19 protein-coding genes are annotated in these 24,754 nt (G+C 59.9%); 9 read left to right on the plus strand and 10 right to left on the minus strand.

The window, feature by feature from the left end; all coding sequences use genetic code 11:
* Nucleotides 1–20 precede the first annotated feature (20 nt).
* From HKK52_RS12865 to HKK52_RS12890, 6 genes are all read left to right on the plus strand, one after another.
* Nucleotides 21–944, plus strand: coding sequence for a LysR family transcriptional regulator (locus HKK52_RS12865; RefSeq protein ID WP_169371123.1), 924 nt, complete (start codon nucleotides 21–23; stop codon nucleotides 942–944).
* Nucleotides 945–958: 14 nt separating this feature from the next.
* Nucleotides 959–1,762, plus strand: coding sequence for an alpha/beta fold hydrolase (locus HKK52_RS12870; RefSeq protein ID WP_169371124.1), 804 nt, complete (start codon nucleotides 959–961; stop codon nucleotides 1,760–1,762).
* A 3-nt stretch (nucleotides 1,763–1,765) separates the two neighbouring features.
* Nucleotides 1,766–2,323: a peptidylprolyl isomerase gene (locus tag HKK52_RS12875; protein WP_169371125.1), complete on the plus strand. Its 558-nt coding sequence runs from the start codon at nucleotides 1,766–1,768 to the stop codon at nucleotides 2,321–2,323.
* A gap of 85 nt (nucleotides 2,324–2,408) precedes the next feature.
* The gene (locus HKK52_RS12880; protein ID WP_169371126.1) at nucleotides 2,409–4,241 is read left to right on the plus strand and encodes an ABC transporter ATP-binding protein; all 1,833 of its coding nucleotides are present in this window, start codon (nucleotides 2,409–2,411) and stop codon (nucleotides 4,239–4,241) included.
* Nucleotides 4,242–4,521: 280 nt separating this feature from the next.
* Complete coding sequence (gene aqpZ / locus HKK52_RS12885; RefSeq protein WP_169371127.1) at nucleotides 4,522–5,217, plus strand: aquaporin Z; 696 nt, start codon at nucleotides 4,522–4,524, stop codon at nucleotides 5,215–5,217.
* 209 nt (nucleotides 5,218–5,426) lie between these two features.
* Nucleotides 5,427–5,849: a hypothetical protein gene (locus HKK52_RS12890; protein ID WP_169371128.1), complete on the plus strand. Its 423-nt coding sequence runs from the start codon at nucleotides 5,427–5,429 to the stop codon at nucleotides 5,847–5,849.
* 81 nt (nucleotides 5,850–5,930) lie between these two features.
* On the opposite strand, the gene HKK52_RS12895 is transcribed toward HKK52_RS12890, so the two are convergent.
* Complete coding sequence (locus tag HKK52_RS12895; RefSeq protein WP_169374238.1) at nucleotides 5,931–7,055, minus strand: GNAT family N-acetyltransferase; 1,125 nt, start codon at nucleotides 7,053–7,055, stop codon at nucleotides 5,931–5,933.
* Nucleotides 7,056–7,337: 282 nt separating this feature from the next.
* Between HKK52_RS12895 and HKK52_RS12900 the strand changes: the two genes are divergently transcribed.
* Complete coding sequence (locus HKK52_RS12900) at nucleotides 7,338–8,654, plus strand: putative porin (protein WP_169371129.1); 1,317 nt, start codon at nucleotides 7,338–7,340, stop codon at nucleotides 8,652–8,654.
* A 205-nt stretch (nucleotides 8,655–8,859) separates the two neighbouring features.
* Here the strand turns inward: HKK52_RS12900 and HKK52_RS12905 are convergent, their stop codons facing one another.
* The 3 genes from HKK52_RS12905 to aceK form a co-directional block, all read right to left on the minus strand.
* Nucleotides 8,860–9,981: a beta-ketoacyl-ACP synthase III gene (locus tag HKK52_RS12905; RefSeq protein ID WP_169371130.1), complete on the minus strand. Its 1,122-nt coding sequence runs from the start codon at nucleotides 9,979–9,981 to the stop codon at nucleotides 8,860–8,862.
* A gap of 348 nt (nucleotides 9,982–10,329) precedes the next feature.
* Nucleotides 10,330–14,241, minus strand: coding sequence for an ATP-dependent RNA helicase HrpA (gene hrpA, locus HKK52_RS12910; protein ID WP_169371131.1), 3,912 nt, complete (start codon nucleotides 14,239–14,241; stop codon nucleotides 10,330–10,332).
* A 203-nt stretch (nucleotides 14,242–14,444) separates the two neighbouring features.
* On the minus strand, nucleotides 14,445–16,166 hold the full coding sequence (gene aceK / locus HKK52_RS12915; protein ID WP_169371132.1) for a bifunctional isocitrate dehydrogenase kinase/phosphatase: 1,722 nt from the start codon (nucleotides 16,164–16,166) through the stop codon (nucleotides 14,445–14,447).
* A gap of 157 nt (nucleotides 16,167–16,323) precedes the next feature.
* On the opposite strand from aceK, the gene HKK52_RS12920 reads away from it, so the two are divergent.
* The gene (locus HKK52_RS12920; RefSeq protein WP_169371133.1) at nucleotides 16,324–17,232 is read left to right on the plus strand and encodes a DMT family transporter; all 909 of its coding nucleotides are present in this window, start codon (nucleotides 16,324–16,326) and stop codon (nucleotides 17,230–17,232) included.
* Between the two features lie 60 nt (nucleotides 17,233–17,292).
* On the opposite strand, the gene HKK52_RS12925 is transcribed toward HKK52_RS12920, so the two are convergent.
* The 5 genes from HKK52_RS12925 to cysK all read right to left on the minus strand — a co-directional run bounded on the left by HKK52_RS12925 (nucleotide 17,293) and on the right by cysK (nucleotide 22,870).
* Nucleotides 17,293–17,592 carry a hypothetical protein gene (locus tag HKK52_RS12925; protein WP_169371134.1) on the minus strand — a complete coding sequence of 100 codons (300 nt, stop codon included), beginning with the start codon at nucleotides 17,590–17,592 and terminating at the stop codon, nucleotides 17,293–17,295.
* A 340-nt stretch (nucleotides 17,593–17,932) separates the two neighbouring features.
* Nucleotides 17,933–18,796 carry a DMT family transporter gene (locus HKK52_RS12930; protein WP_169371135.1) on the minus strand — a complete coding sequence of 288 codons (864 nt, stop codon included), beginning with the start codon at nucleotides 18,794–18,796 and terminating at the stop codon, nucleotides 17,933–17,935.
* A gap of 421 nt (nucleotides 18,797–19,217) precedes the next feature.
* A complete protein-coding gene (locus tag HKK52_RS12935) occupies nucleotides 19,218–20,465 on the minus strand; it encodes a TerD family protein (RefSeq protein WP_169371136.1) in 1,248 nt (415 codons plus the stop codon).
* Between the two features lie 223 nt (nucleotides 20,466–20,688).
* A complete protein-coding gene (locus HKK52_RS12940) occupies nucleotides 20,689–21,627 on the minus strand; it encodes an aspartyl/asparaginyl beta-hydroxylase domain-containing protein (RefSeq protein WP_169371137.1) in 939 nt (312 codons plus the stop codon).
* A gap of 268 nt (nucleotides 21,628–21,895) precedes the next feature.
* On the minus strand, nucleotides 21,896–22,870 hold the full coding sequence (gene cysK, locus HKK52_RS12945) for a cysteine synthase A (protein WP_123507729.1): 975 nt from the start codon (nucleotides 22,868–22,870) through the stop codon (nucleotides 21,896–21,898).
* Between the two features lie 127 nt (nucleotides 22,871–22,997).
* Here cysK and HKK52_RS12950 point away from each other — a divergent pair, with 127 nt between their 5' ends.
* A complete protein-coding gene (locus tag HKK52_RS12950; RefSeq protein WP_169371138.1) occupies nucleotides 22,998–24,074 on the plus strand; it encodes a DUF748 domain-containing protein in 1,077 nt (358 codons plus the stop codon).
* Here HKK52_RS12950 and HKK52_RS12955 read toward each other — a convergent pair.
* Nucleotides 24,071–24,574, minus strand: coding sequence for a DUF2442 domain-containing protein (locus HKK52_RS12955; RefSeq protein ID WP_169371139.1), 504 nt, complete (start codon nucleotides 24,572–24,574; stop codon nucleotides 24,071–24,073). The two genes, HKK52_RS12950 and HKK52_RS12955, sit on opposite strands and share 4 nt — an antisense overlap.
* Nucleotides 24,575–24,754 lie beyond the last annotated feature (180 nt).

Genomic DNA, 24,754 nt, shown 5'->3' on the forward strand with positions numbered 1-24,754 from the left:
TAGGACAAGAGGAGCTCATCATGAAAGCGCCCCGCGTGACCCTTGATCAATGGCGAACGTTGCAAGCCGTGGTCGACCACGGCGGTTTCGCCCAGGCCGCCGAAGCGCTGCACCGCTCGCAATCGTCGGTCAGTTACACCGTGGCCCGCATGCAGGACCAGCTCGGCGTGCCGTTGCTGCGCATCGACGGCCGCAAAGCCGTGCTGACCGACGCCGGCGGCGTGTTGCTGCGCCGTTCGCGGCAACTGGTGAAACAGGCCAGCCAACTGGAAGACCTGGCCCATCACATGGAGCAAGGCTGGGAAGCGGAAGTGCGACTGGTGGTTGACGCCGCTTACCCCAGCGCCCGCCTCGTGCGTGCCTTGACCGCGTTCATGCCGCAAAGCCGCGGCTGTCGCGTGCGTCTGCGTGAAGAAGTGTTGTCGGGCGTGGAAGAAGTCCTGCTCGAAGGCGTGGCCGACCTGGCCATCACAGGCCTGAGCATTCCCGGTTACCTGGGCGCGGAATTGAGCGACGTCGAATTTGTTGCCGTCGCCCACCCTGAACACCCACTGCATCGCCTAAACCGCGAAATCAATTTCCAGGACCTGGAAACCCAGATGCAAGTGGTGATTCGCGACTCCGGCCGCCAACAGCCACGGGACGTCGGCTGGCTCGGCGCCGAACAGCGCTGGACCGTCGGCAGCCTGGCCACCGCCGCCACATTCGTCAGCAGCGGCCTGGGGTTTGCCTGGTTGCCGCGGCACATGATCGAACGGGAATTGAAGGAAGGTACGCTCAAGCTGCTACCGTTGGACCAGGGCGGCAGCCGCAACCCGAGTTTCTATCTGTACTCGAACAAGGACAAACCCATGGGCCCGGCGACACAAATCCTCATCGAACTGCTGCGCACCTTCGACACCGCGCCGCTGGATGCGCCGTTCGCCGCCCCTGAACAAGCCTGACACGGAGTTTTTGCATGGCCTATTTCGAGCATGAAGGTTGCAACCTGCACTATGAGGAATATGGCCACGGCGCTCCGTTGCTGCTGGTCCACGGGCTGGGTTCCAGCACCCTGGACTGGGAAATGCAGATCCCGGCGTTATCCGCCCACTACCGGGTGATCGTCCCGGATGTGCGCGGCCACGGTCGTTCGGACAAGCCCCGCGAGCGCTACAGCATCGCCGGTTTCAGCGCCGACCTGATCGCGCTGATGGAACATTTGAACCTCGGCCCGACCCATTACGTGGGCCTGTCCATGGGTGGCATGATCGGATTCCAACTGGCCACCGATCAGCCGCACTTGCTGAAAAGCCTGTGCATCGTCAACAGCTCACCCGAGGTCAAGTTGCGCAGCCGCGACGACTATTGGCAGTGGTTCAAGCGCTGGAGCCTGATGCGTGTACTCAGCCTCGGCGCCATCGGCAAGGCCCTGGGCGCCAAGCTGTTCCCGAAACCGGAGCAGGCGGACTTGCGACAGAAGATGACCGAGCGCTGGGCAAAAAACGACAAACATGCTTATCTCGCCAGCTTCGATGCCATCGTTGGCTGGGGCGTTCAGGAACGACTTTCGAAGGTCGCCTGTCCAACCCTCATCGTCAGCGCCGACCGTGACTACACGCCGGTCGCGCTGAAAGAAACCTATGTAAAACTGCTGCCCGATGCGCGGCTGGTGGTGATCGCCGATTCGCGCCACGCCACCCCGCTGGATCAACCCGAACGTTTCAACCAAACCCTGCTCGAGTTTCTCACCGCAGTCGACACCACTACTCAGGATCACTGACCCATGCTGAAAAAATTCGCCCTCGTCGCCGGCTCCGTCCTGTTTGCCGCCAACCTGATGGCCGCCACGCCCGCCAAGGCACCGCATGTGCTGCTGGACACTACCAATGGCCAGATCGAGATCGAACTGGACGCGGTCAAGGCGCCGATCAGTACCAAGAACTTCCTTGATTACGTCAACAGTGGCTTCTACAACAACACGATTTTCCACCGTGTGATCCCGGGCTTCATGGTCCAGGGCGGCGGTTTTACTCAACAAATGCAGCAGAAAGAGACCAAGGCGCCGATCAAGAACGAGTCCAAGAACGGTTTGCATAACGTGCGTGGCACGCTGTCCATGGCCCGTACCTCCGATCCGGATTCGGCCACCAGCCAGTTCTTCGTCAACGTCAAGGACAACGACTTCCTCGACAGCGGTGACGGCTATGCCGTGTTCGGTAAAGTCGTCAAAGGCATGGATGTGGTTGATGTCATCGTCAACTCCCAGACCACCACCAAAAACGGCATGAAAGACGTGCCCGCCGATCCTGTGTTCATCAAGTCGGCCAAAGTCCTCAACTAAGCTTCACAGGATGTCTTGAGCGGTTGTCGCCTTGCGGCACCGCTCACACTGTTCAAAGGAGAGCCCCAGCGCGGGCGGAGAACCAATGCTTTATCGCCGTTTTGAAAAACTGATCGACATCTTCCGCGATGCACCGACGGCGGCTCCGCCGGATCGGGTTCTCCCCTTCTATACCTATTACCTGAAGCAGGTTTGGCCGAGTTTTGCCGCCCTGCTGATTGTCGGCCTGTTCGCCTCGCTGATCGAAGTCGCGCTGTTCAATTACCTGAGCCGCATCATCGACCTGGCCCAAGGCACGCCGAACCCGAATTTCTTTCAGGATCACGCCCTCGAACTGACCTGGATGGTGGTCGTCACCCTGGTGCTGCGCCCGATTTTCTTCGGCCTGCATGACCTGCTGGTGCACCAGACCCTGACCCCGGGCATGACCAGCCTGATCCTCTGGCAGAACCATCGCTACGTGCTCAAGCAAAGCCTGAATTTCTTCCAGAACGACTTCGCCGGGCGTATCGCCCAACGCATCATGCAAACCGGCAACGCCCTGCGCGATTCCGCCGTGCAAGCGGTGGATGCGCTGTGGCATGTGTTGATCTACGCGATCAGCGCCCTGGTGCTGTTTGCCGAAGCCGACTGGCGCCTGATGATCCCGCTGATCACCTGGATCGCCGGTTTCATCGGCGCGCTGTATTACTTCGTGCCACGGGTCAAGGACCGCTCGGTGCAGTCCTCCGATGCGCGTTCCAAACTCATGGGGCGGATCGTCGATGGCTACACCAACATCACCACCCTGAAACTGTTCGCCCACACCAATTACGAACAGCAGTACGCCAAGGAAGCCATCAAGGAACAGACCGAAAAAGCCCAGATGGCCGGCCGCGTGGTCACCAGCATGGACGTGGCCATCACCAGCATGAACGGTTTGCTGATCGTTACCACCACCGGCCTCGCGCTGTGGCTGTGGTCGCAGTCGCTGATCTCGGTGGGGGCGATTGCCCTGGCTACCGGTTTGGTGATCCGCATCGTCAACATGTCCGGCTGGATCATGTGGGTGGTCACCGGCATCTTCGAAAACATCGGCATGGTCCAGGACGGTTTGCGCACCATCGCGCAACCGGTCAGCGTCACCGACCACGCGCAAGCCAAACCGCTGGCGGTGGCCCGTGGCGAGGTGCGCTTCGAGCACGTGGATTTCCACTACGGCAAGAAGAAAGGCATCATCGGCGGCCTCAACCTGAACATCAAACCGGGCGAAAAAATCGGTCTGATCGGCCCGTCCGGTGCCGGCAAATCGACCCTGGTCAACCTGCTGTTGCGCCTCTACGACGTCGAGGGCGGACGCATCCTCATCGACGGCCAGAACATCGCCGAAGTCGGCCAGGAAAGCCTGCGCGAGCGCATCGGCATGATCACCCAGGACACCTCGCTGCTGCACCGTTCGATCCGCGATAACCTGCTTTATGGCAGGCCCGACGCCACTGACGCCGAACTCTGGGAAGCCGTGCACAAGGCCCGGGCCGACGAGTTCATCCCGTTGCTCTCAGACGCCGAAGGTCGCAGCGGTTTTGACGCGCACGTCGGTGAGCGTGGGGTGAAACTGTCCGGTGGCCAGCGGCAGCGGATCGCCATCGCCCGGGTGCTGCTCAAGGACGCGCCGATCCTGATCATGGACGAAGCCACCTCAGCGCTGGATTCGGAAGTCGAAGCGGCGATCCAGGAAAGCCTGGAAACCCTGATGCAGGGCAAAACCGTGATCGCCATCGCCCACCGCCTCTCGACCATCGCCCGTATGGACCGCTTGGTGGTGCTGGAAAACGGCAAAATTGCCGAGACCGGCACCCACGCTGAATTGCTGGTCCATGGCGGGTTGTATGCGCGGTTGTGGGCGCACCAGACGGGTGGGTTTGTCGGGATCGATTGAAACCGTTACCTGATCGTTCCCACGCTCTGCGTGGGAATGCCTCAGGGGACGCTCCGCGTCAAGTGACGCGGAGCGTCACGGGCTGCATTCCCACGCGGAGCGTGGGAACAATCACCGCCAGAGCCCTTTAATTACGTGCTCTGGCGGTTTTTTTATGGCTGCTGGATTTCCGCCAGAACCCTGCTGTACTCAGCCAAGGTTCTGGAGATGAGCCTGTCGTAAACCTGCAGGATGCATCACGCGATACAGTCTCGATAGGTCGCCTATCAAGGACGCTCTCATGTCTCTGTTCAAACGTTCAGTTACTGAGTTGTTAGGTACGTTCTGGCTGGTGTTGGGAGGTTGCGGCAGTGCGGTGCTGGCCGCGTCTTCGCCGTTGGGTATCGGGGTGCTCGGTGTAGCCCTCGCGTTTGGTCTGACCGTGCTGACCATGGCGTTCGCCATTGGCCATATCTCTGGATGTCACCTCAACCCGGCCGTATCGGTCGGCCTGTTCGTCGGCGGTCGGTTCCCGGCCAAAGAATTGCCGGCCTACATCATCGCCCAGGTCATTGGCGGGATCATCGCAGCGGCTTTGCTCTACTACATCGCCAGCGGCAAGGAAGGCTTCGACCTGTCAGCGGGCCTGGCCTCCAACGGCTACGGCGAGCACTCCCCCGGCAAGTACTCGATGGCTGCAGGCTTTGTCTGTGAACTGGTGATGACGGCGATGTTCGTGCTGATCATCCTCGGCGCCACCGACAGACGCGCCCCGGCCGGGCTGGCACCGATCGCCATCGGCCTGGCGTTGACGCTCATCCACCTGATCTCGATTCCCGTCACCAACACGTCGGTCAACCCGGCCCGCAGCACTGGCCCGGCGTTGATGGTCGGCGGCTGGGCCATCGCGCAGTTGTGGATGTTCTGGGTCGCGCCGCTGCTCGGTGCGGTGGTCGGCGGAGTGACTTATCGCTGGCTGGGCAAGGAAAGCAACTAACACACAACCATTAAGTCCCATATTGCCAACAGCAATACGGGACTTCGCTTTGCACTGTAACAAATACAGTTAAATAAGCACCGAGTGAGTCCTGCGCATATACAGATACAATCATCCCGTCGCCTAACCTGAAAAAGACGCTACTCTGGCGGCGCAACACGAAGTTTCGAACCAAGCAAATAACGGACGTCACCAACAAGGATTGTTACATGAAAAAAATCAGTTCGGCCATCGCATTAACTTTCTTGACCCTCGGCCTGTTTCAGGGGAGTGCATTTGCGATGAGTATTAACGAGCATATCAATATAGAAATGGCCAAAATCGACTTTGAGTTCAACTGCACTGTCGAGGGTAACGTCACTACTCATTTTGCCAATAACGAAGAATCTGCAAAGGCCCAAGCTGTTGCCCAAGGCCTGGGCTCCAGCAATGCAACCTATCAGGTATTGGCGAAGACCGCCGTTTGCGTGAAGCCTAAATACAAATATGACTGCATGCTCCCTTCGAATAAAAATATCCCACTCTCCGGGTCGCTGTCTTATTCCTACTGGACAAACCAACCGACTCTGGAGAACTTCAAAAACTCCGAAAACGGCAAGAAATTACTCGGCTGCCAAGCGCCGTGGTGGTAACTAACATCGCCTAAACAACAGACAACCTTACTCTATTGACAAGGCAAGCCCTCGCTTAAATACAGCGGGGCTTGTTTAAACTTATAGCTGTTTATACGGTAATGCGGCGCTGGCGTGTTCGGCATAAGCCAATACACCGGCTCGCTCCTGCTCCAGGAAGTCTTTGACTGCCGCTTTCAACCCCGGATGACGTAAGTAATGCCAAGAGTGAGTGATCACCGGTTCGAACCCGCGGATCAACTTGTGCTCGCCCTGTGCCCCGGCGTCAAAACGCTGGAAGCCGTTGGCAATCGCGTAATCCATACCCTGATAGAAACAGGTCTCGAAATGCAGGCGATCAAACTCCGCCAGGCAACCCCAGTAACGGCCGTAAAAGCTGTCGCCGCCCACCAGACTGAAGGCCATGGCCACCGGCCGTGAGCCTTGCTTGGCCAGCACTACGCGAATCGCCTCCGGCATGCGCTCGGCCAGCAGGCTGAAGAATTCCCGCGTCAGGTACGGCGTTTGCCGACGTACCGCGTAGGTATTGGCGTAGCAGGCATAGACAAAATCCCACTGCCGCTCGGTCAGTTGCGCACCCTCGAGCCATTCGAACTCGATGCCCTGCCCCGCCACTTGCTCGCGCTCCTTGCGCATCTGCTTGCGCTTGCGCGAACTGAGCGCGTCGAGGAAGTCCTGGAAGTCTCGATAACTGCGATTCTGCCAGTGGTACTGGCAGCCGATGCGCTGCAACCAACCTGGCTGTTCGGCCAACGCGGCGTCGGTGAATGGATCGGTGAAATTGATGTGCGCGCTGGAGAGCTCTTCGATTTCCAGATAACCGGGCAGACTTCTCAACAATTCAAAACCATCTTCCACATTGGCCGCCAACAGACGCGGCCCACTGACCGGACTGAACGGCACCGCGGTCAACAACTTGGGGTAGTACTCGATCCCGGCACGGGCGCAGGCGTCGGCCCAGGCGTGGTCGAACACGTACTCGCCATAGGAATGCCATTTGCGGTAGCTGGGCAAAGCCGCGATCAGACGCTCGCCTTCGACATGCAGCAAATGCTCGGGTTGCCAGCCGGAATGCGGGCCGACGCTGCCGCTGTCTTCCAACGTACTGAGGAAGGCGTGGCGCAGGAATGGCTGATTTTCAGGTACCAGCGCGTCCCACGTATGCGGCGCGATTTCGGACAGGCTTTCCAGACGTTGCAGCGGCATCGGCATTCTCACAGTTCTTCGCGTGACAGCCCGGCGAGTATCGCTTATCGCCGCACATTGCACACCCCGTGCATGCGCCGACAGTGCTCTAGAACGAAGGTTCACGAAAGATTTGTATCGTCATCGAGACGCCATCACTTTGCCACTGCACTGTCATAAACCATCGCGATACTGGCGCCTGTTTTTAGAGCGCCGGGTTCTACCCGGTCACTGTTTTCCGTCCGTCATCGGTCGGTTGTGTCCTGGATGGCTCAGTCATCCCTTTCATCTTCGGAGATTGATATGCGTCTTGCTTCCACGAAAACTGCGGCGGCCTTGTGTGGCGGCCTGATGCTGGCCATGAGCGTTCCGGCCAGCGCCGCAGTCGACGCCAAACTGCTCGACATGCTCAAGGCAAACGGCTCGATTTCCCAGGCGCAATACGCCGAACTGCAAGCCGAACTGGCCCGTGATCAGAAAGACCAGCAAATCGCCCGCCAGGCTCAGCAAGAGACCAACGAACAGATCGCCGCGACCGCGAAGAAAACCAATGAACTGAGCACCTTCGACCAGAAACTGGCGTGGGCCGCCAAGACTCAATTCAAGGGCGACGTGCGTTTCCGCCAGGAAACGGTCAAGAACGACGGTGTTTCGAACAATAAAGACCAGGACCGCCAGCGTATTCGGGTCCGCCTGGGTGCCTACAGCGAAATCAACCCGCAAGTCGACACCGGGATCCGTATCGCCACCGGCAACAACGACGACGCTCGCTCCACCAACCAGAGCCTGGACGGTTACTTCGACAAGAAGTCGATCTGGCTGGACCAGGGTTACGTCGACTACCACCCCGATGCCATCAAGAACCTGCACGTCGTGGGCGGCAAGATGCCGCAGCAATGGGTGAGCATGGGCGACATCATCTGGGACAGCGACATCAGCCCGGAAGGCCTGGCACTGACCTACAAGTACCCGTTGGGCGGCAGCACCGAGCTGTTCGGTAGCGCCGGCCACTACACCCTCAAGGACAACGTCGACGGCGACGGCGTGCAATTCAAGCACGACCTGCGCCTGTACGCAGGTCAGTTGGGCGCGCGCTTCGCCATCACCGACAACCTGAAACTGACCCTGGGTGGCAGCGTCTACGGCTACGACAACGACGACGACATCACCGCCGGCGGCACCACCACGCCATCGATCCTGGCCACCAACGGCAACACCCCGAACGAACAGTTCAAGTTGTACGAAGGCTTTGGTCAGCTCGACATCGGTGGCCTGCCCATGCCGCTCTCGGTGTACGGTCAGTACGTCAACAACAAAGATGCCAGCAACGATCAGGACTCTGCCTGGTTGGCCGGTGTAAAGACCAAGCTCTACGGCTTCGCGGTGGACTACAACTATCGCGACGTGCAGCGTAACGCCGTGGTCGGCGCCTTCACCGATTCCGACTTCGCCAACGGTTTTACCGGTTCGCGTGGCAGCAAGGTGAAAGTGAGTTACGAGCTGGACAAGAACTTCGCCCTTGGTGCGACGTACTTCATGGCTAAATCCGACTTCACCAACGCCACCCTCCGGGACTCGGACATCAAGACCCTGCAACTGGATGCCGAAGCCAAGTTCTAAATACCCCGCAACATGACTCGGGCAAGGAAGCCCGAGCTGCTTTTACAAACTCGCATTGGTGTATCGGTCCCCATCATCCGTCCGATACGCCAACGCGAGTTTTTTTGTTTAGGCAAAAAAAATATCGCAGTCTGCGGCAACGCCTACAGGGAGGACGTCATCCCATGTAGGTGCTGCCGCAGGCTGCGATCTTTTAAGCGTTAACTCAGCGCTTGCGCAGAATCACGCTACCAATCGAATACCCGGCACCAAACGAGCTGAGTACCGCCAGCGAGCCACTGGCCAGGTCATCCTGGTTCTTGTGAAACGCAATCACGGAGCCTGCAGAGCTGGTGTTGGCGTAAGTGTCGAGGATCACCGGCGCTTCTTCTTCGGTGGCTTCGCGACCCAGCAGCTTCTTGACGATCAAGTGGTTCATGCTGAGGTTGGCCTGGTGCAGCCAGAAGCGCTTCACATCGCCGATGTTGAGCTTGTTCTCGTCCAGGTGCGTGGCGATCAGCTCGGCAACCATTGGGCACACATCGCGGAATACCTTGCGGCCTTCCTGCACGAACAGTTTGTCCTTGGCACCGATGCCCTCTTCCGCCGCGCGGTTGAGGAAGCCGAAGTTGTTGCGGATGTTGTTGGAGAACTTGGTCAGCAGTTTGGTGCTGACAATGTCGAACTGATACTTGGACGTCGCCAGGTCGGCCCGTTCGATGATCACCGCGGTGGCGGCGTCGCCGAAGATGAAGTGGCTGTCGCGGTCACGGAAGTTCAGGTGGCCGGTGCAGACTTCCGGGTTGACCATCAGGATCGCCCGGGCCTGGCCCAGTTGCACGCTGTTGGCGGCAGCCTGGATACCGAACGTCGCCGAGGAGCAGGCGACGTTCATGTCGAAACCGAAACCTTCAATGCCCAAAGCTTCCTGGACTTCAATGGCGATGGCCGGGTAGGCGCGTTGCAGGTTCGAGCAGGCGACGATCACGCCGTCGATGTCTGCGGCGGTCTTGCCGGCGCGCTGCAAGGCTTGCTCGGCCGCGCCGATGGCCATCTGGCACAGCACCGACCATTCGTCGTTTGAGCGCTCGGGCAGGCGTGGCGCCATGCGTTGCGGGTCGAGGATGCCGTCCTTATCCATGACAAAGCGGCTCTTGATACCGGAGGCTTTTTCGATAAACGCTGCACTGGACTCGGTCAACGCTTCGATCTCGCCGCGCGCGATGGCGTCGGCATTGTCGGCGTTGAATTGCGCGACGTAAGCGTTGAAAGACTGCACCAGCTCTTCGTTGGAGATGCTGTTGGCCGGGGTGTACAGGCCGGTGCCGCTGATGACGACGTTATGCATGGTCGTTTCTCTAATCTGTTCAGGCAGAAAGCGTTGGCACCGACGTACCAACACACAAAGGGTCTTTTCCCGTCCGGGGAATCCAACCTGGCGTCGCTTTATTCCGATCCGCCCGGGCCTGTGAAGGCGCAAAACGGCGGGGCCGGCGTTTATAGGCGCGAAGTTTGCCATAAACACTGGGGTTTGGCCCTATTTGCGAGATCAAACCCCTCACCCCTGTGGGAGCGGGCTTTTGTGGCGAGGGAGCTTGCTCCCGCTTGAGTGCGCAGCGCTCACAAAATTTTGGGGCCGCTGCGCAGCCCAGCGCGAGCAAGCTCGCTCGCCACAAAAGCCGCTCCCACAGAGGGGTTATGGTTCGACCTGAGTCCACTGTTTGTTCAGGCGCTTGTCTGAGATCGGCACCTTGGTCCCCAGTTGTTGGGCGAACAGGGACACGCGGTATTCCTCCAGCCACCAGCGATACAGTTCCAACTGCGGGTCGCGCTTGCCTTCCTGCGCATGTTTGTTGGCGCGGGTTTGATATTGCGCCCACAAACCGGACAACTCGCCGCTCCAGACCCGATCCCGCTGCACCTGCGCGCCAATTTTCTCGAAACGCTGCTCGACCGCTTTCAGATAACGCGGCAATTCCTTGAGCCACTGCATCGGCGTTTCCCGGACAAAGCCCGGATACACCAGATGACTGAGCTGCTGCTTGATATCGTTCAGGGCCACGGCTTGGGCCAGGTCGATCTTGCCCTTGAAGCGTTTTTGCAGGCCGTGCCAGAGCTTGAGAATCTCAAGGGTCAGCTTTGCCAGGCGTTCAGCATGTTCAGTCCAACCGCCGCGCTTGCGCTCGGCCAGCGAGGCCAACCCGGCGCCATCCCGAGGCAACGGGTCTTCACCCTCAAGAATGCAGCTATCGAGACTGGCCAGCAGAATGTCTTCGACCAGAGCATCGATGCGCCCCAATTCGCGGTACATCAAACCCAGCTCAGTCAGCCCCGGAAGCTTGCCGCGCAGGAACTTCGCCGGTTCCGCCAATTGCTGCATCAACAAACGCTGCAAGGCACGGCGGTGCTGGAACTCGGCTTCGGCCGGGGTCGAGAAACGCCCTTCCTTGACCGTGCCGCCCTCTTCCACCAGCGCCGGATACACCGTCATCGACAGCCCGGCGATCTTCTGCTGGGTTTTCTCGGCGACGGCGGCAAAGACCTTCGGCTCTACTGGCAACTGGTTTTTCGCGGTTTGCGGCACGGCCAACGCCGCTTGGCTGGCCTCGGCGAAACGCGCGGTCAGCTCGGCCAGATCCCGCCCTTCGCCAAGGAACTTGCCTTGGCCATCGACGATTTCCAGGTTCATCCGCAAATGGCTGTCAACCTGTTGCGAAGCTTCCATCCACGCTTCATCGCTAACCCGCGCCCCGGTCATGCGCAGCAATTCGCGGCCCAGCGCTTGAGGCAGCGAGCCTTCAGCGAAGGTCATGCGCTGCAACGCGGCTTTGACGAAGTCCGGCACCGGCACGAAGTTCTTGCGCAGGGCCTTGGGCAGGTTGCGGACCAAGGCGATGCACTTGGCCTCGATCACCCCCGGCACCAGCCATTCCAGGCGTTCCGGCGGCAGCATCGGCAACAACGGCGCCGGTACGCGCAGGGTCACGCCGTCACGCGGGTGATTCGGCTCGAAGTGATAACTCAGGGCCAATTCCAGGTCGCCGATGTGCAGGGTGTCCGGGTAATGCAGCGCGGTGACTTCACTGGCCTCGCGAGCCAGCACGTCTTCTTCGCGCATGATCAGCAGTTGCGGGTCTTTCTGGCTGTTGACCTTGTACCAACTGTCGAACGTGGCGGTCTGGTGAATCTCCGCCGGCAAGCGCGCGTCGTAGAAGGCGAACAGGGTTTCTTCATCGGCGAGGATGTCGCGCCGACGAGCCTTGGCCTCCAGTTCATCGAGCTGTTCCAGCAACTGCGCATTGGCCGTCAGGCACTTGGCCTTGGACTGAATCTCGCCGCGCACCAAACCTTCGCGAATGAAAAACTCACGGGACACCACCGGATCAATCGGCCCGTAATGCACCGGCCGCCGCCCGACCACAATCAAACCGAACAGAGTGATCTGCTCGAAGGCCACAACCTGGCCGCGCTTCTTCTCCCAATGGGGTTCGAAGTGGTTTTTCTTGATCAGGTGCCCGGCCAGCGGCTCGATCCAGTCAGCGTCGATCTTGGCCACCATACGCGCATAGAGCTTGGTGGTTTCCACCAGTTCGGCGGCCATCAGCCATTGCGGACGCTTCTTGCCCAGGCCCGACGACGGGTGAATCCAGAAACGCCGCTGACGCGCGCCAAGGTAATCGCCGTCTTCGGTTTTCTGGCCGATCTGGCTGAGCAAACCGGAGAGCACGGCTTTGTGCAGTTTCGGGTAATCCGCCGGCTCTTTATTGAGGCTGAGCTGCATGTCGCGGCAGATCAGGCTCAACTGCCGATGAGAATCGCGCCACTCGCGCAAGCGCAAGTAGTTGAGGAAATTTTTGCGGCACCAGTTACGCAGCGGACTAGCGGTCAACGCCTGGCGCTGTTCTTCAAAACCCCGCCACAGATTGACCAGCCCGGCAAAGTCCGAGTCCACGTCTTTCCATTGCGCATGGGCTTGGTCGGCGGCTTGTTGGCGTTCCGGTGGGCGCTCGCGCGGGTCCTGGATCGACATGGCGCTCGCGACGATCAGCACTTCCTGCAAGCTGCCGAGTTTCGCCGCTTCCAGCAGCATGCGGCCCATGCGCGGGTCCACTGGCAAACGCGCCAGTTGCCGACCGAGCGGGGTCAGCTGACTGTTGCGATCCACCGCCGACAACTCTTGCAGCAGGTTGAAACCGTCGCTGATGGCCTTGCCATCCGGCGGCTCGATAAACGGGAAATCGGTGATCTCGCCGAGGCGCAGATGCAGCATCTGCAAAATAACGGCGGCAAGGTTGGTGCGCAGGATTTCCGGGTCGGTAAATTCCGGGCGACCGATGAAGTCTTCTTCGCCATAGAGGCGAATACAAATGCCCGGCTCGACCCGCCCGCAACGCCCCTTACGCTGGTTGGCGCTGGCCTGGGAAATCGCTTCGATGGGCAGGCGCTGGACCTTGGCGCGGTAGCTGTAGCGGCTGATGCGCGCGGTGCCGCTGTCGATCACGTAACGGATGCCCGGCACCGTCAGCGAAGTCTCGGCGACGTTGGTCGCCAGGACCACGCGGCGGCCGGGGTGCGACTGGAAAATCCGCTGTTGTTCGGCCGGCGACAACCGCGCATACAGCGGCAGGATTTCGGTGTGCTTGAGCTGGGCCTTGCGCAGCATGTCCGCCGCGTCGCGAATCTCCCGCTCGCCGGGCAGGAACACCAGCACATCGCCGGGGCTCTTGCGCTCGCTGCGTTCGAACGCGGCGATTTCGTCGAGGGTGGCGAGAATCGCCTGATCGACGGTCAAGTCGTCCTCGACGCGGTTGCCCTCCTCGTCCTGCTCCAGGGTCAGCGGGCGATACCAGGTGTCCACCGGGAAGGTCCGGCCGGAAACCTCAACAATCGGTGCATCGTCGAAGTGCTTGGAGAAGCGCTCCAGGTCGATGGTCGCCGAGGTGATGATAACTTTCAGATCCGGGCGGCGCGGCAGCAGGGTTTTCAGGTAGCCGAGCAGGAAATCAATGTTGAGGCTGCGTTCGTGGGCTTCGTCGACGATGATCGTGTCGTAGCGTTCGAGGTAGCGGTCGTTCTGGGTTTCCGCCAGCAGGATGCCGTCGGTCATCAGCTTGATCAGGGTGTTGGAATCGCTCTGGTCCTCGAACCGCACCTGATAGCCGACCAGCGCGCCCAGCGGCGTGGCCAGTTCTTCGGCAACCCGGCTGGCGACGCTGCGTGCGGCGATCCGGCGCGGCTGGGTGTGGCCGATCAAACCATGCTGGCCGCGACCGATCTCCAGGCAGATCTTCGGCAACTGGGTGGTTTTACCCGAACCGGTTTCGCCGGCAATGATCAGCACCTGATGCTTGAGCAGCGCTGCTTTGATTTCGTCGCGCTTGGCGGCGATCGGCAAACTGTCGTCGTAACGAATCACCGGCAGGCTGGCACGCCGCGCCAACACCTGATCACAGGACGCCTGCGTGCGCGTCACCCACTGGGCCAGCTTGGCTTCATCAGGTTTCTTGCGCAGCTCAAGCAACTGCCGCCGCAGCCGGTGGCGGTCGGCAAGCATGGCGTGATCGAGGTTTTTCAGCAGTTTGTCGATGGAAGGCGATTCGTCAGTCATCAGGTACGCAATAAGTCGTCTAGTGGCGCAGGGGGGCGATTGTCGCAGATTTGCGGCACCGTGTGATCGTTCCCACGCTGATCGTTCCCACGCTCTGCGTGGGAATGCAGCCAGGGACGCTCTGCGTTCCAAGAGCGGACGCGGAGCGTCCGGGGAGGCATTCCCACGCGGAGCGTGGGAACGATCAGCACGATCAGTGGGAACTATTCGTTATCCAGGCCCTTACGGCGGTAGGGAAACACGTCGATGACCTTCCCCGCCCGAATCGCCTCCTGCAAACTTTTCCAGTAATCCGCGTTGTACAACTCCCCATGCAACTGATCAAACAACCGCCGCTGCCCGGCATCGGCGAACAGAAACGGCGGAAACTCCTCGGGAAACACATCCAGCGGCCCGATCGAATACCACGGCTCGGACGCCATCTCGTCTTCCGGCGTGCGCGGCTGCGGGATGTGGCGGAAGTTGGCTTCGGTCAGGAAGCAAATCTCGTCGTAGTCATAAAACACCACCCGTCCGTGCCGGGTGACGCCAAAGTTCTTCAGCAACATGTCGCCGGGAAAGATGTTCGCCGCCGCCAGTTGCTTGATCGCCAGGCCGTAATCTTCCAGTGCCTCGTGCACCTGAGCCTCGTTGGCGTTTTCCAGGTACAGGTTGAGCGGCGTCATCCGCCGTTCGGTCCAGCAGTGGCGGATCAGCACCGTGTCGCCTTCGACTGACACCGTGGACGCCGCCACGTCGAGCAATTCTTCCAGGCACGCCGGCTCGAACTTGCTCAGCGGGAAGCGGAAGTCGGCGAATTCCTGGGTATCGGCCATGCGCCCGACCCGGTCGACGCTTTTCACCAAGCGGTACTTTTCGATCACGGTGGCGCGGTCGACGTTTTTCGACGGCGAGAAGCGGTCCTTGATGATTTTGAATACGGTGTTGAAACCCGGCAGGGTGAATACGCTCATGACCATGCCGCGCACGCCGGGGGCCATGATGAATTGGTCGTCAGTGTTGGCCAGATGGTTGATCAGCGCCCGATAGAACTCGGATTTTCCGTGCTTGTAGAAACCGATCGAGGTGTACAGCTCGGCGATGTGCTTGCCCGGCAGGATGCGCTTGAGGAAGCCGATAAACTCCGCCGGCACCGGCACATCGACCATGAAGTACGAACGGGTGAACGAGAAGATGATCGACACATCGGCTTCATCGGTAATCAACGCGTCGATCTGGATGCCGCGACCTTCGCGGTGCAGCAATGGAATCACCAGCGGCCATTGCTCGTCCCGGGTGTAGATGCGCCCGACCAGGTACGCGCCTTTGTTGCGGTACAGCACCGAGGAAAACAGTTCGACGCTCAGCTCCGGGTCCTTGCACACCCAGTCCGGCAGGTTCTCGCGCAGTTGCGCTTCGAGGCGGCGCAGGTCGCCGGAGAGGTCGGCGTAATCTTCGCTGAAGCGGTAGTCGGCAAAGATGCTCCCTAACATTTCCGACAAATGCCCCTGGGGCTTGTAGGTGCGGGTTTGCGCGGCCCGGGCCCGGCGCAGGCTCGGCCGCGTAGTGTGGATGAACATGCAGCCGTCGCTGATCAGGTCATGGCTGAACAGCCCGCAGAAGATCGAGTTGTACCAGGTTTCGGACAGTTCATCGTCGAAGCGCAGGTCGATCAGGGTGATGTAGGCGCTTTTGACCAGCGGCCAGCAGCTCACTTCCATCAGCGTTTCGCTGTCGAAGGCCTCGCGCAGGCGCTCGACGGTTTCGCCGACCTTTTCTTCGTAGAGGTTGATCCGCGCCGCCGAGGCGACTTGCGCCTCCTGCCACCGGGCCTGCTCGAAACGCGCCCGGGCGCCATCGGTGATCTGGCGGAAATGCTCGCGGTAATCGTCAAAGCCGTCGAGGATCCTTCGGGCGATATCGGCGGCTGGCCATTGCTGCGGCATGGTGAGACCTCTGCGGGAATTTCGGAGCCCTGAGCTTAGCCAGTGAACCGGGTACAGGAGAAGCGTAATTTTCGACCGGGATTAATTGCGCGTTTTTCGGTTGCCATCGATCAGGCGCTCGGCAACACTTCCGTCCCCATAAAGGAAGGAGTGCACCGTGAGCCCTGTCGATATTGTCCGTTTACTGTCGCTGGCGGCGATCTGGGGCGCGAGTTTCCTGTTCATGCGCATTATCGCTCCGGTGATTGGCACGATTCCCACGGCATTTTTCCGGGTGTCGATTGCGGCGGTCGGCTTGCTGGTGATCCTCGGCCTGATGCGCATCAGCTGGGATTTCAAGGGCAAACTCAAGACCGTGATGCTGCTCGGGGTAATCAACTCGGGGATCCCGGCGACCCTGTATTCCGTCGCCGCGCAAGTGTTGCCGGCCGGTTACTCGGCGATTTTCAACGCCACCACGCCGCTGATGGGCGTGTTGATCGGCGGGTTGTTCTTCCATGAAAAACTCACGGCGGCCAAGCTTGGCGGGGTGTTCCTCGGGCTGTTTGGCGTCGGCGTGCTGACCCGAGCCGGGCCAGTGGCATTTGATATGGAACTGCTGATGGGCGCCCTCGCCTGCCTGCTCGCCACCACTTGCTACGGTTTCGCCGGGTTCCTCGCCCGTCGCTGGCTGGATCAGGCCGGCGGCCTCGACAGTCGTTTATCGGCGTTGGGCAGCATGCTCGGCGCGACGTTGTTCCTGTTGCCGCTGTTCGGCTACAGCGTGATCAGCAACCCACCGGCGAGCTGGGGCGGCTGGAATGTCTGGTTGTCGCTGCTGGGGTTGGGGTTGGTCTGCACGGCGTTTGCGTACATTGTCTACTTCCGCCTGCTCAGCTCGATTGGCCCGGTGAAGTCGATGACCGTGACCTTCATGATCCCGCCGTTCGGCGTGTTGTGGGGCGCGCTGTTGCTGGATGAGCCGTTGTCGATGGCGCACATCTACGGCGGGGTGTTGATTGCGGCGGCGTTGTGGCTGGTGTTGAAGCCGGCGGTGGTGAAGCCGGTGGAAGTGGCTACACGCTAGAGCCTGCCCCCGTAGGAGCAGCCTTCGGCAGCTCCTACAGGGTTAATCAACAGTGGGTCGCTATATCGCCGCTTTGTAGCCGTCCTCGCGCTGCCGCGCCCGGGCCTGGACCACGTTGAGCATGGCGCAGCCTTCGCGGGCCAGCAGGTGGACGGCGCGGGTGACGCGGGTCAGGTCGCCGTCGGAAATGCCGGTGAGGTTGAGGCTGGTCAGGGTGTCGGTCAGGTCGCGGATCACGGTGAAGCGGTGCATCGCGCAGGCGGCGATGTCGCTGATTTCTCGGTGGGTGTTGATGTAGAGCACCGGGTGGTCGGCGTCGTAGGTATCGATGGGAAGGTAACGCGGCATTACTTCGAGCATGGGTAAAACTCCAAATAGGGCTACCTCTCGTCCGCGGCCAAACGAAAAAGGTGGCAGCTGTGTACGGGTTGGCCGACCGGCACCCATCAAACCGGCACACCCGAAGATGTCCCGAGCACAGCTGCCATAACACGACATCCAGGCATGAAAATGCCTGAACAATGACGCTGATGCGTTTTGGATGCTCGACCGGCCAAGGTCATTCGCGGGATTTTCCGCGAGCCCAAACTATAGAGGTCGATGCCGAAACGCGGCAACAGGGTACTTCGTAGGAAACGTCTTGGAAAGTTGTGCGCCGCCGCGACAGCGCACAGGTTCGCTGTAGGACCACCCGTCAGCGTTAGCGCGACTGACGGAACACAAACACCAATCCCACAATGATCAGCAACATCCCAAGCACGCTCAACAACGCCAGCCGATTACCAAAGATCAGGTAATCCATCACCGCCGTCACCGCCGGCACCAGGTAAAACAAACTGGTGACGTTCACCAGGTTGCCCCGGGCAATCAGCCGATACAGCAGCAACGTCGCCAACACCGACACCACCAGGCCCATCCACAACACCGGCACGATAAAGCCTGTGCTGTGTTCGAAATGAAACGGTTGGAACGGCACGAAGACCCCGCACAGCAACAGCCCGGCCAGGTACTGCACCGGCAGCGTGCCGAGGGGATTGTCGGTGATGCGTTTCTGCATGATCGAACCAAAGGTCATGCTCGCCAGCGCCAACAACCCGAAGAGCATCCCGGCCAGCGACATCCCGGCCAGGCCGATGCCTTGGTAAACCACCATGATCAACCCGGCCAACCCCAGCGCCAGGCCGAACATACGGCTGGCCGAGCGCTGACGCTCCATGATCACCACGGTGAGGATCGGCTGCACGCCCATGATTGTCGCCATCACGCCCGGCGTGACTTTCAGGTCCAGGGCCAGCAGATAGAAAATCTGATAAGCCCCCAGCAGCACCACGCCCGTGGCCATCGCATACAGCATCGGCTTGCCGCCCTTGGGCTGTTTCAGCTTGAGCAACGGCATCAACAGCAGCAACCCGCACAGGGCGATGGTGAAGCGGATCAACAGAAAGGCAAACGGTGAGGCGTGGGCCAGGCCCCATTTGGAGAAGATCGCCCCGCTGCTCCACAGCAGGACGAACAGGCTCGTGGACGCCGCCGCGAGCGCGGTTTTTTTCGAAAGGACAAACATGAATACCACCTGTCATCAGGCAAAAAAGCCAACTCAGCCGAAGCTGAAGTTCAGTCGTTTTTTCAGACGGGCATGGGGGAACAGCAGAGAAAGCTGATCAGCCCGAAATGCCAACGCCTGGCGGTGATACGACCGCGCACACCGGCGTGCTGTTGACAGGAGGGGGGTAATGACTGATCTGCGCAGGCTGCTGGATCCCGCACGGCACGACGCCAGCGTTGACCGCTGAATCGACTACCGCGTTGATGTGGGATGCAGGCATGGGCTGATCTTTTTTGAGAGGAAGAACGGTGTGTCGCAAGACCACCGAGTGCCGACTATAACCAGCGCTGGACACAGATTGCAACGACTTGCCGAAAAGGTCCGGCAAGCTTGCAGGCGCGTGGCGACTCGATGAGTGCCACGCGCCCGTCACAGGGACTCAGACGTAACGTTTGTTGCCGCTGTTTTCCGGCGGATGGCCTTTGAACACAGCGGGGCCATCCATGGTGATCTCCAGTTTGTCACCCTTGCGCGACAGCCAAGGGGTGGCTTCGCTGGTGCTCTTGGAAGTCTTGCCGGACGGGCTCAGCTCAATGTGATCCAGGTCGATTTCGATCAGGCCGATCACGTAGGTGTAGATCGCGCTGCTGAAAAAACCGTCCTTGAACTCAAAGGCGCATTCGACGATCTGGTCGCCATATTCCATGCGCATTTTCGGTTTCAGCGACGCCACCGAAACGGCGCCGTTGTCCACCGCGGAATAAACGCTGCAGACCAGCGCGACCTTGCCGCCCATGCGCTGGGAGATGGCCGGGTTGATTTCGACCGTTTCGATGCCCGGCGCCGACGCACTGGCGCTGACCACGTCGCCGGTGTGGAACACGAAAGGGTCGATGTCAAAGGCGCCGCTCTTGTCGGGCGCCTGGATGATGGACATCCGTCCGTCCGGGCGCAGGATGCCGATCCGCAGGTCGAGGTCGTCGTTGTCCTCGCCATCGCCGTTGTCCACCCAGGTCGCGCTGACCCGGATGACCTTCGGTGCGGTCGGGCCTTTTTCCAGGGACACTTTGTGGCTGGTGCCTGGCTTGTCGAGGGTGATGACCGATTTGACGATATTGACTGGTTTGGCCGCGGGAGTCGGGGCCGCTGCCGGGGCAGGCGCGTCGTCGACCTCAATCCCGTAGAGACCGCAGAGCCCGGACAGGCCCGAAGCGAACCCCTGCCACACTGAGCGCGCCTTCATCTGGCCGTTTCGAACGTACAACTCCAGCACGATGATGCCCGTCTCTTGGGAGAACGATCCGGGCGCGAGTTCCAGCACCTGATCGCCGACCACCACTTGGGCACGCAGGTCCTTGACCGCCGCAAAACCGCCAGCGCTGCCATCTTGGGTCAGGGTGATGGCGATCTTGGTGATACTGGCCGGCAGGCGCGACAGATCAAAGCCGATACGGTGGCTGACGGTGGCGCTCTGCGTGACCGGGGCGATGAACATGGCGGCACCGGACGCGTGTTCCGGGGCGTTGAAGAACACCATGTCGCTGTCGTTCGTCACCTTGCCGGTTTCGGTGACCAGGAAGGCCGTGAGGTTAACGTCCAGGTTGTCGCCGGCCGCATGGGTGACCACGACATGCCCTTTGGGCAGGCTGAGGGTCGTGTTTTCGCCGGGCTTGAGGGATTGATTCAAGGGGAGTCGCCTATTCCATGGGGTGTATGTCAGCACACTGCAGATGTGCTGCGCCTTCATTGAGGGAGTGCGCGAGCCAGCCAAGGGAAAAGCCTGTGGTTCATGGCCGTACCGCCGGAAGGGAGTTTAACGGCTTGTGTCGGTTTGTGGCGCTTTGTGCACGATCTGCTCGGCATAAAAAAACCGCTCATCACAGAGCGGTTTTTTTGTTCATGAGCCGGTTTTAACCAAACAACCAATACCCCAACAACGTCAGCACCACCACCGCCAGCACCGGCCGCAGTACGCGGTAGGCCTTGGGGTGACGGCGTTTCCATTGTTTGATCACGCCGCTGAACTTGTCGGTGGAATTCTTGCTCCAGGCGTAAACCTGGTTGATCCCGCCGACGCGCTCATCATCAAGGTTCTGTGGCGCGGTGGCGCGGCCCAGCAGGCCGCTGACCCAGCGATTGATGCGGGTCATGATGCGGTTGCTCAGCGGCCGCTCGATATCGCAGAACAGGATGACCCGGGTCTTTTCGGTTTCGTTCTTGACCCAGTGCACATAGGTTTCGTCGAACATCACGTCTTCGCCATCGCGCCAGGCGTAGACCTGACCGTCGACAAAGATGCGGCAATCGTCGGAGTTCGGCGTCGACAGTCCCAGGTGATAACGCAGGGAGCCAGCGAACGGGTCGCGGTGCGGGTTGAGATGGCTGCCGCCCGGCAACAAGGCAAACATCGCGCCTTTGACATTGGGGATGCTGCTGACCAGCGCCACGGTTTTCGGACACAGGGCTGCGGCCGAGGGCAAAGGTTTGTCGTACCACTTGAGATAGAAACGCTTCCAGCCTTTCTTGAAGAATGAGCCGAAACCGGCGTCGTTGTTCTTTTCGGCGGCGCGGATGTAGCCCTCGTCGAACAGGTGCATGGCTTCGTCGCGGATGACTTCCCAGTTGTCTCGCAGCACATCCAGTTCCGGGAACTTGCTGCGATCCAGGTAGGGTTTGGACGGCACGCCGGAGAACAGGTACATCAGGGCGTTGTAGGGTGCGAACAGCGCCGAATGGTTGACGAACTGACGCAGGACCGGCAACCGTGCCTTGCCGCGCAAATGCACGTAGAGCGTACTGCCGAGGAATAACAGCAACACCGACGCTTTCGCGGCCAGGGAAAAGGTCATCAACGACTCCTTGAAAATAAGCAACTTTGCACCGCGCCATTTACCCGACGTGGCAGCCGGCCATGATACCCACTACCGGACCGGGGAAAAACCCACATATCTGAACAAACAGTGTTAAGGATTGCGCAACAAAGCACTTATTAACATAAGGTTCCTGAACGAAGGCTGACCTGAATCATCAAGATCAAAACATCGCAGCCTGCGGCAGCGCCTACAGAAAAACCCGATCGGCGTAAGCGCTGCCGAAGGCTGCGATATTTCAATTTTTTTATTGATGGTTCTCCGCCTCGGTAAACAGATCACTGAACAACATGCTCGACAGATAACGCTCGCCCGAGTCCGGCAGGATCACCACAATCGTCTTGCCCTGCATTTCCGGGGTTTCGGCCAGGCGTACCGCCACAGCCATCGCCGCACCGCAAGAGATACCGCACAAAATCCCTTCTTCCTGCATCAGGCGCAGGGCCATGGCCTTGGATTCGTCATCGGTTACCAGCTCGACCCGATCGACAATCGATAAATCGAGGTTTTTCGGCACAAAACCGGCACCAATGCCCTGAATCTTGTGCGGGCTCGGCTTGATCTCTTCACCGGCCAGCTTCTGGGTAATGACCGGCGACGACACTGGCTCCACGGCCACCGAGATAATCGGTTTGCCCTGGGTATTCTTGATATACCGCGAAACACCGGTGATGGTTCCGCCCGTTCCGACGCCGGCCACCAGCACATCGACCGCACCGTCGGTGTCGTTCCAGATTTCCGGGCCGGTGGTCTTTTCGTGGATGGCCGGGTTGGCCGGGTTTTCGAATTGCGCCGGCATGAAGTACTTGGCCGGGTCGCTGGCGAGAATTTCCGCCGCCTTTTCAATCGCGCCTTTCATGCCCTTGGCCGGCTCGGTCAGCACCAGCTCAGCCCCCAACGCCTTGAGCACCTTGCGCCGCTCGATACTCATCGACGCCGGCATGGTCAGCATCAGCTTGTAGCCACGGGCGGCGGCCACAAAGGCCAGGCCGATGCCGGTGTTACCCGACGTCGGCTCGACGATGGTCATGCCAGGCTTGAGTTTACCGGTGCTTTCGGCGTCCCAGATCATGTTCGCGCCGATCCGGCACTTGACCGAATAACCGGGGTTGCGCCCCTCGATCTTGGCCAGGATGGTCACGCCGCGCGGCGCGATGCGATTGATCTGTACCAGCGGCGTATTGCCAATGGAATGGGCGTTGTCAGCGAAAATACGGCTCATGGCTGGGTCCTTATGCAGCGTTGAATTAGCTGTCCAAGGTATGCCTGTTGCCGAGGGTCGTCCAGTCAGGTCGAACGTCCGCCGGCGCCAGCAGTCAATGGCTTTACATCGCCAAGGAATTGCCATCATGAAGCGTCGATACAGTTGGCCCCTGTGGACCCTCGCCGGCCTCGTTGTGTTGTTGGTGGCGCTGGACATCGCCCTGCCCTACCTGGTGCGCAACTACCTCAATGACAAACTGGCGGACATGGGCGACTACCGTGGCCAGGTTGTCGACGTGGACCTGGCCTTATGGCGCGGCGCCTACAAGATCAACGGGCTGAAGATCGTCAAGGTCGACGGCAAGGTCCCGGTGCCTTTCGTCAACGCGCCGCTGATCGACCTTTCGGTCAGCTGGCACTCCCTGTGGTACGACCATGCCGTGGTGGCCGAGGTGCAGTTCATCAACCCGGAAGTGAACTTCGTCGATGGCGGCGCCAACAAACAGAACTCCCAGACCGGTCGCGGCACTGACTGGCGCGCGCAATTGAGCAAATTGCTGCCGATCACCTTGAACGAAGTGCGGATCAACGACGGCAAAATCACCTTTCGCAACTTCAACTCCAGCCCGCCGGTGAACATGAACGCCACCCAGGTCAACGCCAGCCTTTTTAACCTGACCAACGTGGTCGACACCGAAGGCAAGCGCGACGCCCGTTTCGAAGGCAAGGCCCTGCTGTTGGGCCATGCCCCGCTGGAAACCACTGCCACCTTCGATCCGCTGAGTAACTTCGAAGACTTCGAATTCCGCCTGCGGGCCAAGGACATCGAACTCAAACGCATGAACGACTTCGCCTCGGCCTACGGCAAATTCGACTTCAACGCCGGCCACGGTGACGTGGTGATCGAAGCCGAAGCCAACAAGGGCCAGCTCAAGGGCTACATCAAACCGTTGCTGCGGGATGTCGAAGTATTCAATTGGCAGCAGGACGTCGAGAACAAGAACAAAGGGATCTTGCGCTCGGTCTGGGAAGCCATCGTCGGCAGCACCGAAACCGTGCTGAAAAACCAGCGCAAGAACCAATTCGCTACCCGAGTTGAACTCAGTGGCAGCGTGCATCAGCAAGATATCAGCGCGTTCCAGGCGTTTTTGCAGATTTTGCGCAATGGTTTTGTCCAGGCGTTCAATGCGCGGTATGAACAGCCGAAGCCGGATGCGGGCTAGTTTTTACGGATGACGATGTAACGACCGGTCTCCTCGGCTGCCGCCAAAGCCGAAGGCCGTTGCTGCAAGGAATCCCAACCCAGGCAGGCCAATGCCAGTGAACGCGGCACCGCTTCGCGTCCGCTGCTGTAGCGGCTGATACTGCGAGCACTGACCCCCAGCGCTTCGGCGGCCTGATTCAAGGGCAATCCGGTGCGAGCGCGCCAGTCGATGAAGATACGGGTGTTTTCATCCGTAGCGTTTTGCGAGAGCGCGTCCAGATACAACGTGTCCGCGCCAATTTGAATATCCGGCTCGTCCCACTCCACCGTCCAGCCATCATCGCCAAGGGCCGCACCGTCAAAGACGTGAGCTTCAAGCAACGGTTGCAATCCCGGGTAGGCGTACAAATCGCGGCTCAAATCCAGTGTCAGTTGTTGGCCGTCTATAAAGGTCAGTGCCAGGCGGTATCCCGGCAGCGCCTTTACAGCCGTCAACCGGGGTCGTTTCATGGGTAACATCGTTTCCAGCCTTTCGAGAATTGACATGCCGCAAAGCCTATCGCCAAATCGGCGATACCTGAATGCTGGCCTTGCGCCGAGACTGAGTCAAGATGTGACGCCCCATTCAGAGACTGAATAACCCGTCTGCGTTCACAGTCGACCGGGCAGCGCGTTATAGTCGGGGCATCATAAATATTG

This window comes from Pseudomonas sp. ADAK2 (assembly GCF_012935755.1).
Lineage (GTDB): Bacteria > Pseudomonadota > Gammaproteobacteria > Pseudomonadales > Pseudomonadaceae > Aquipseudomonas.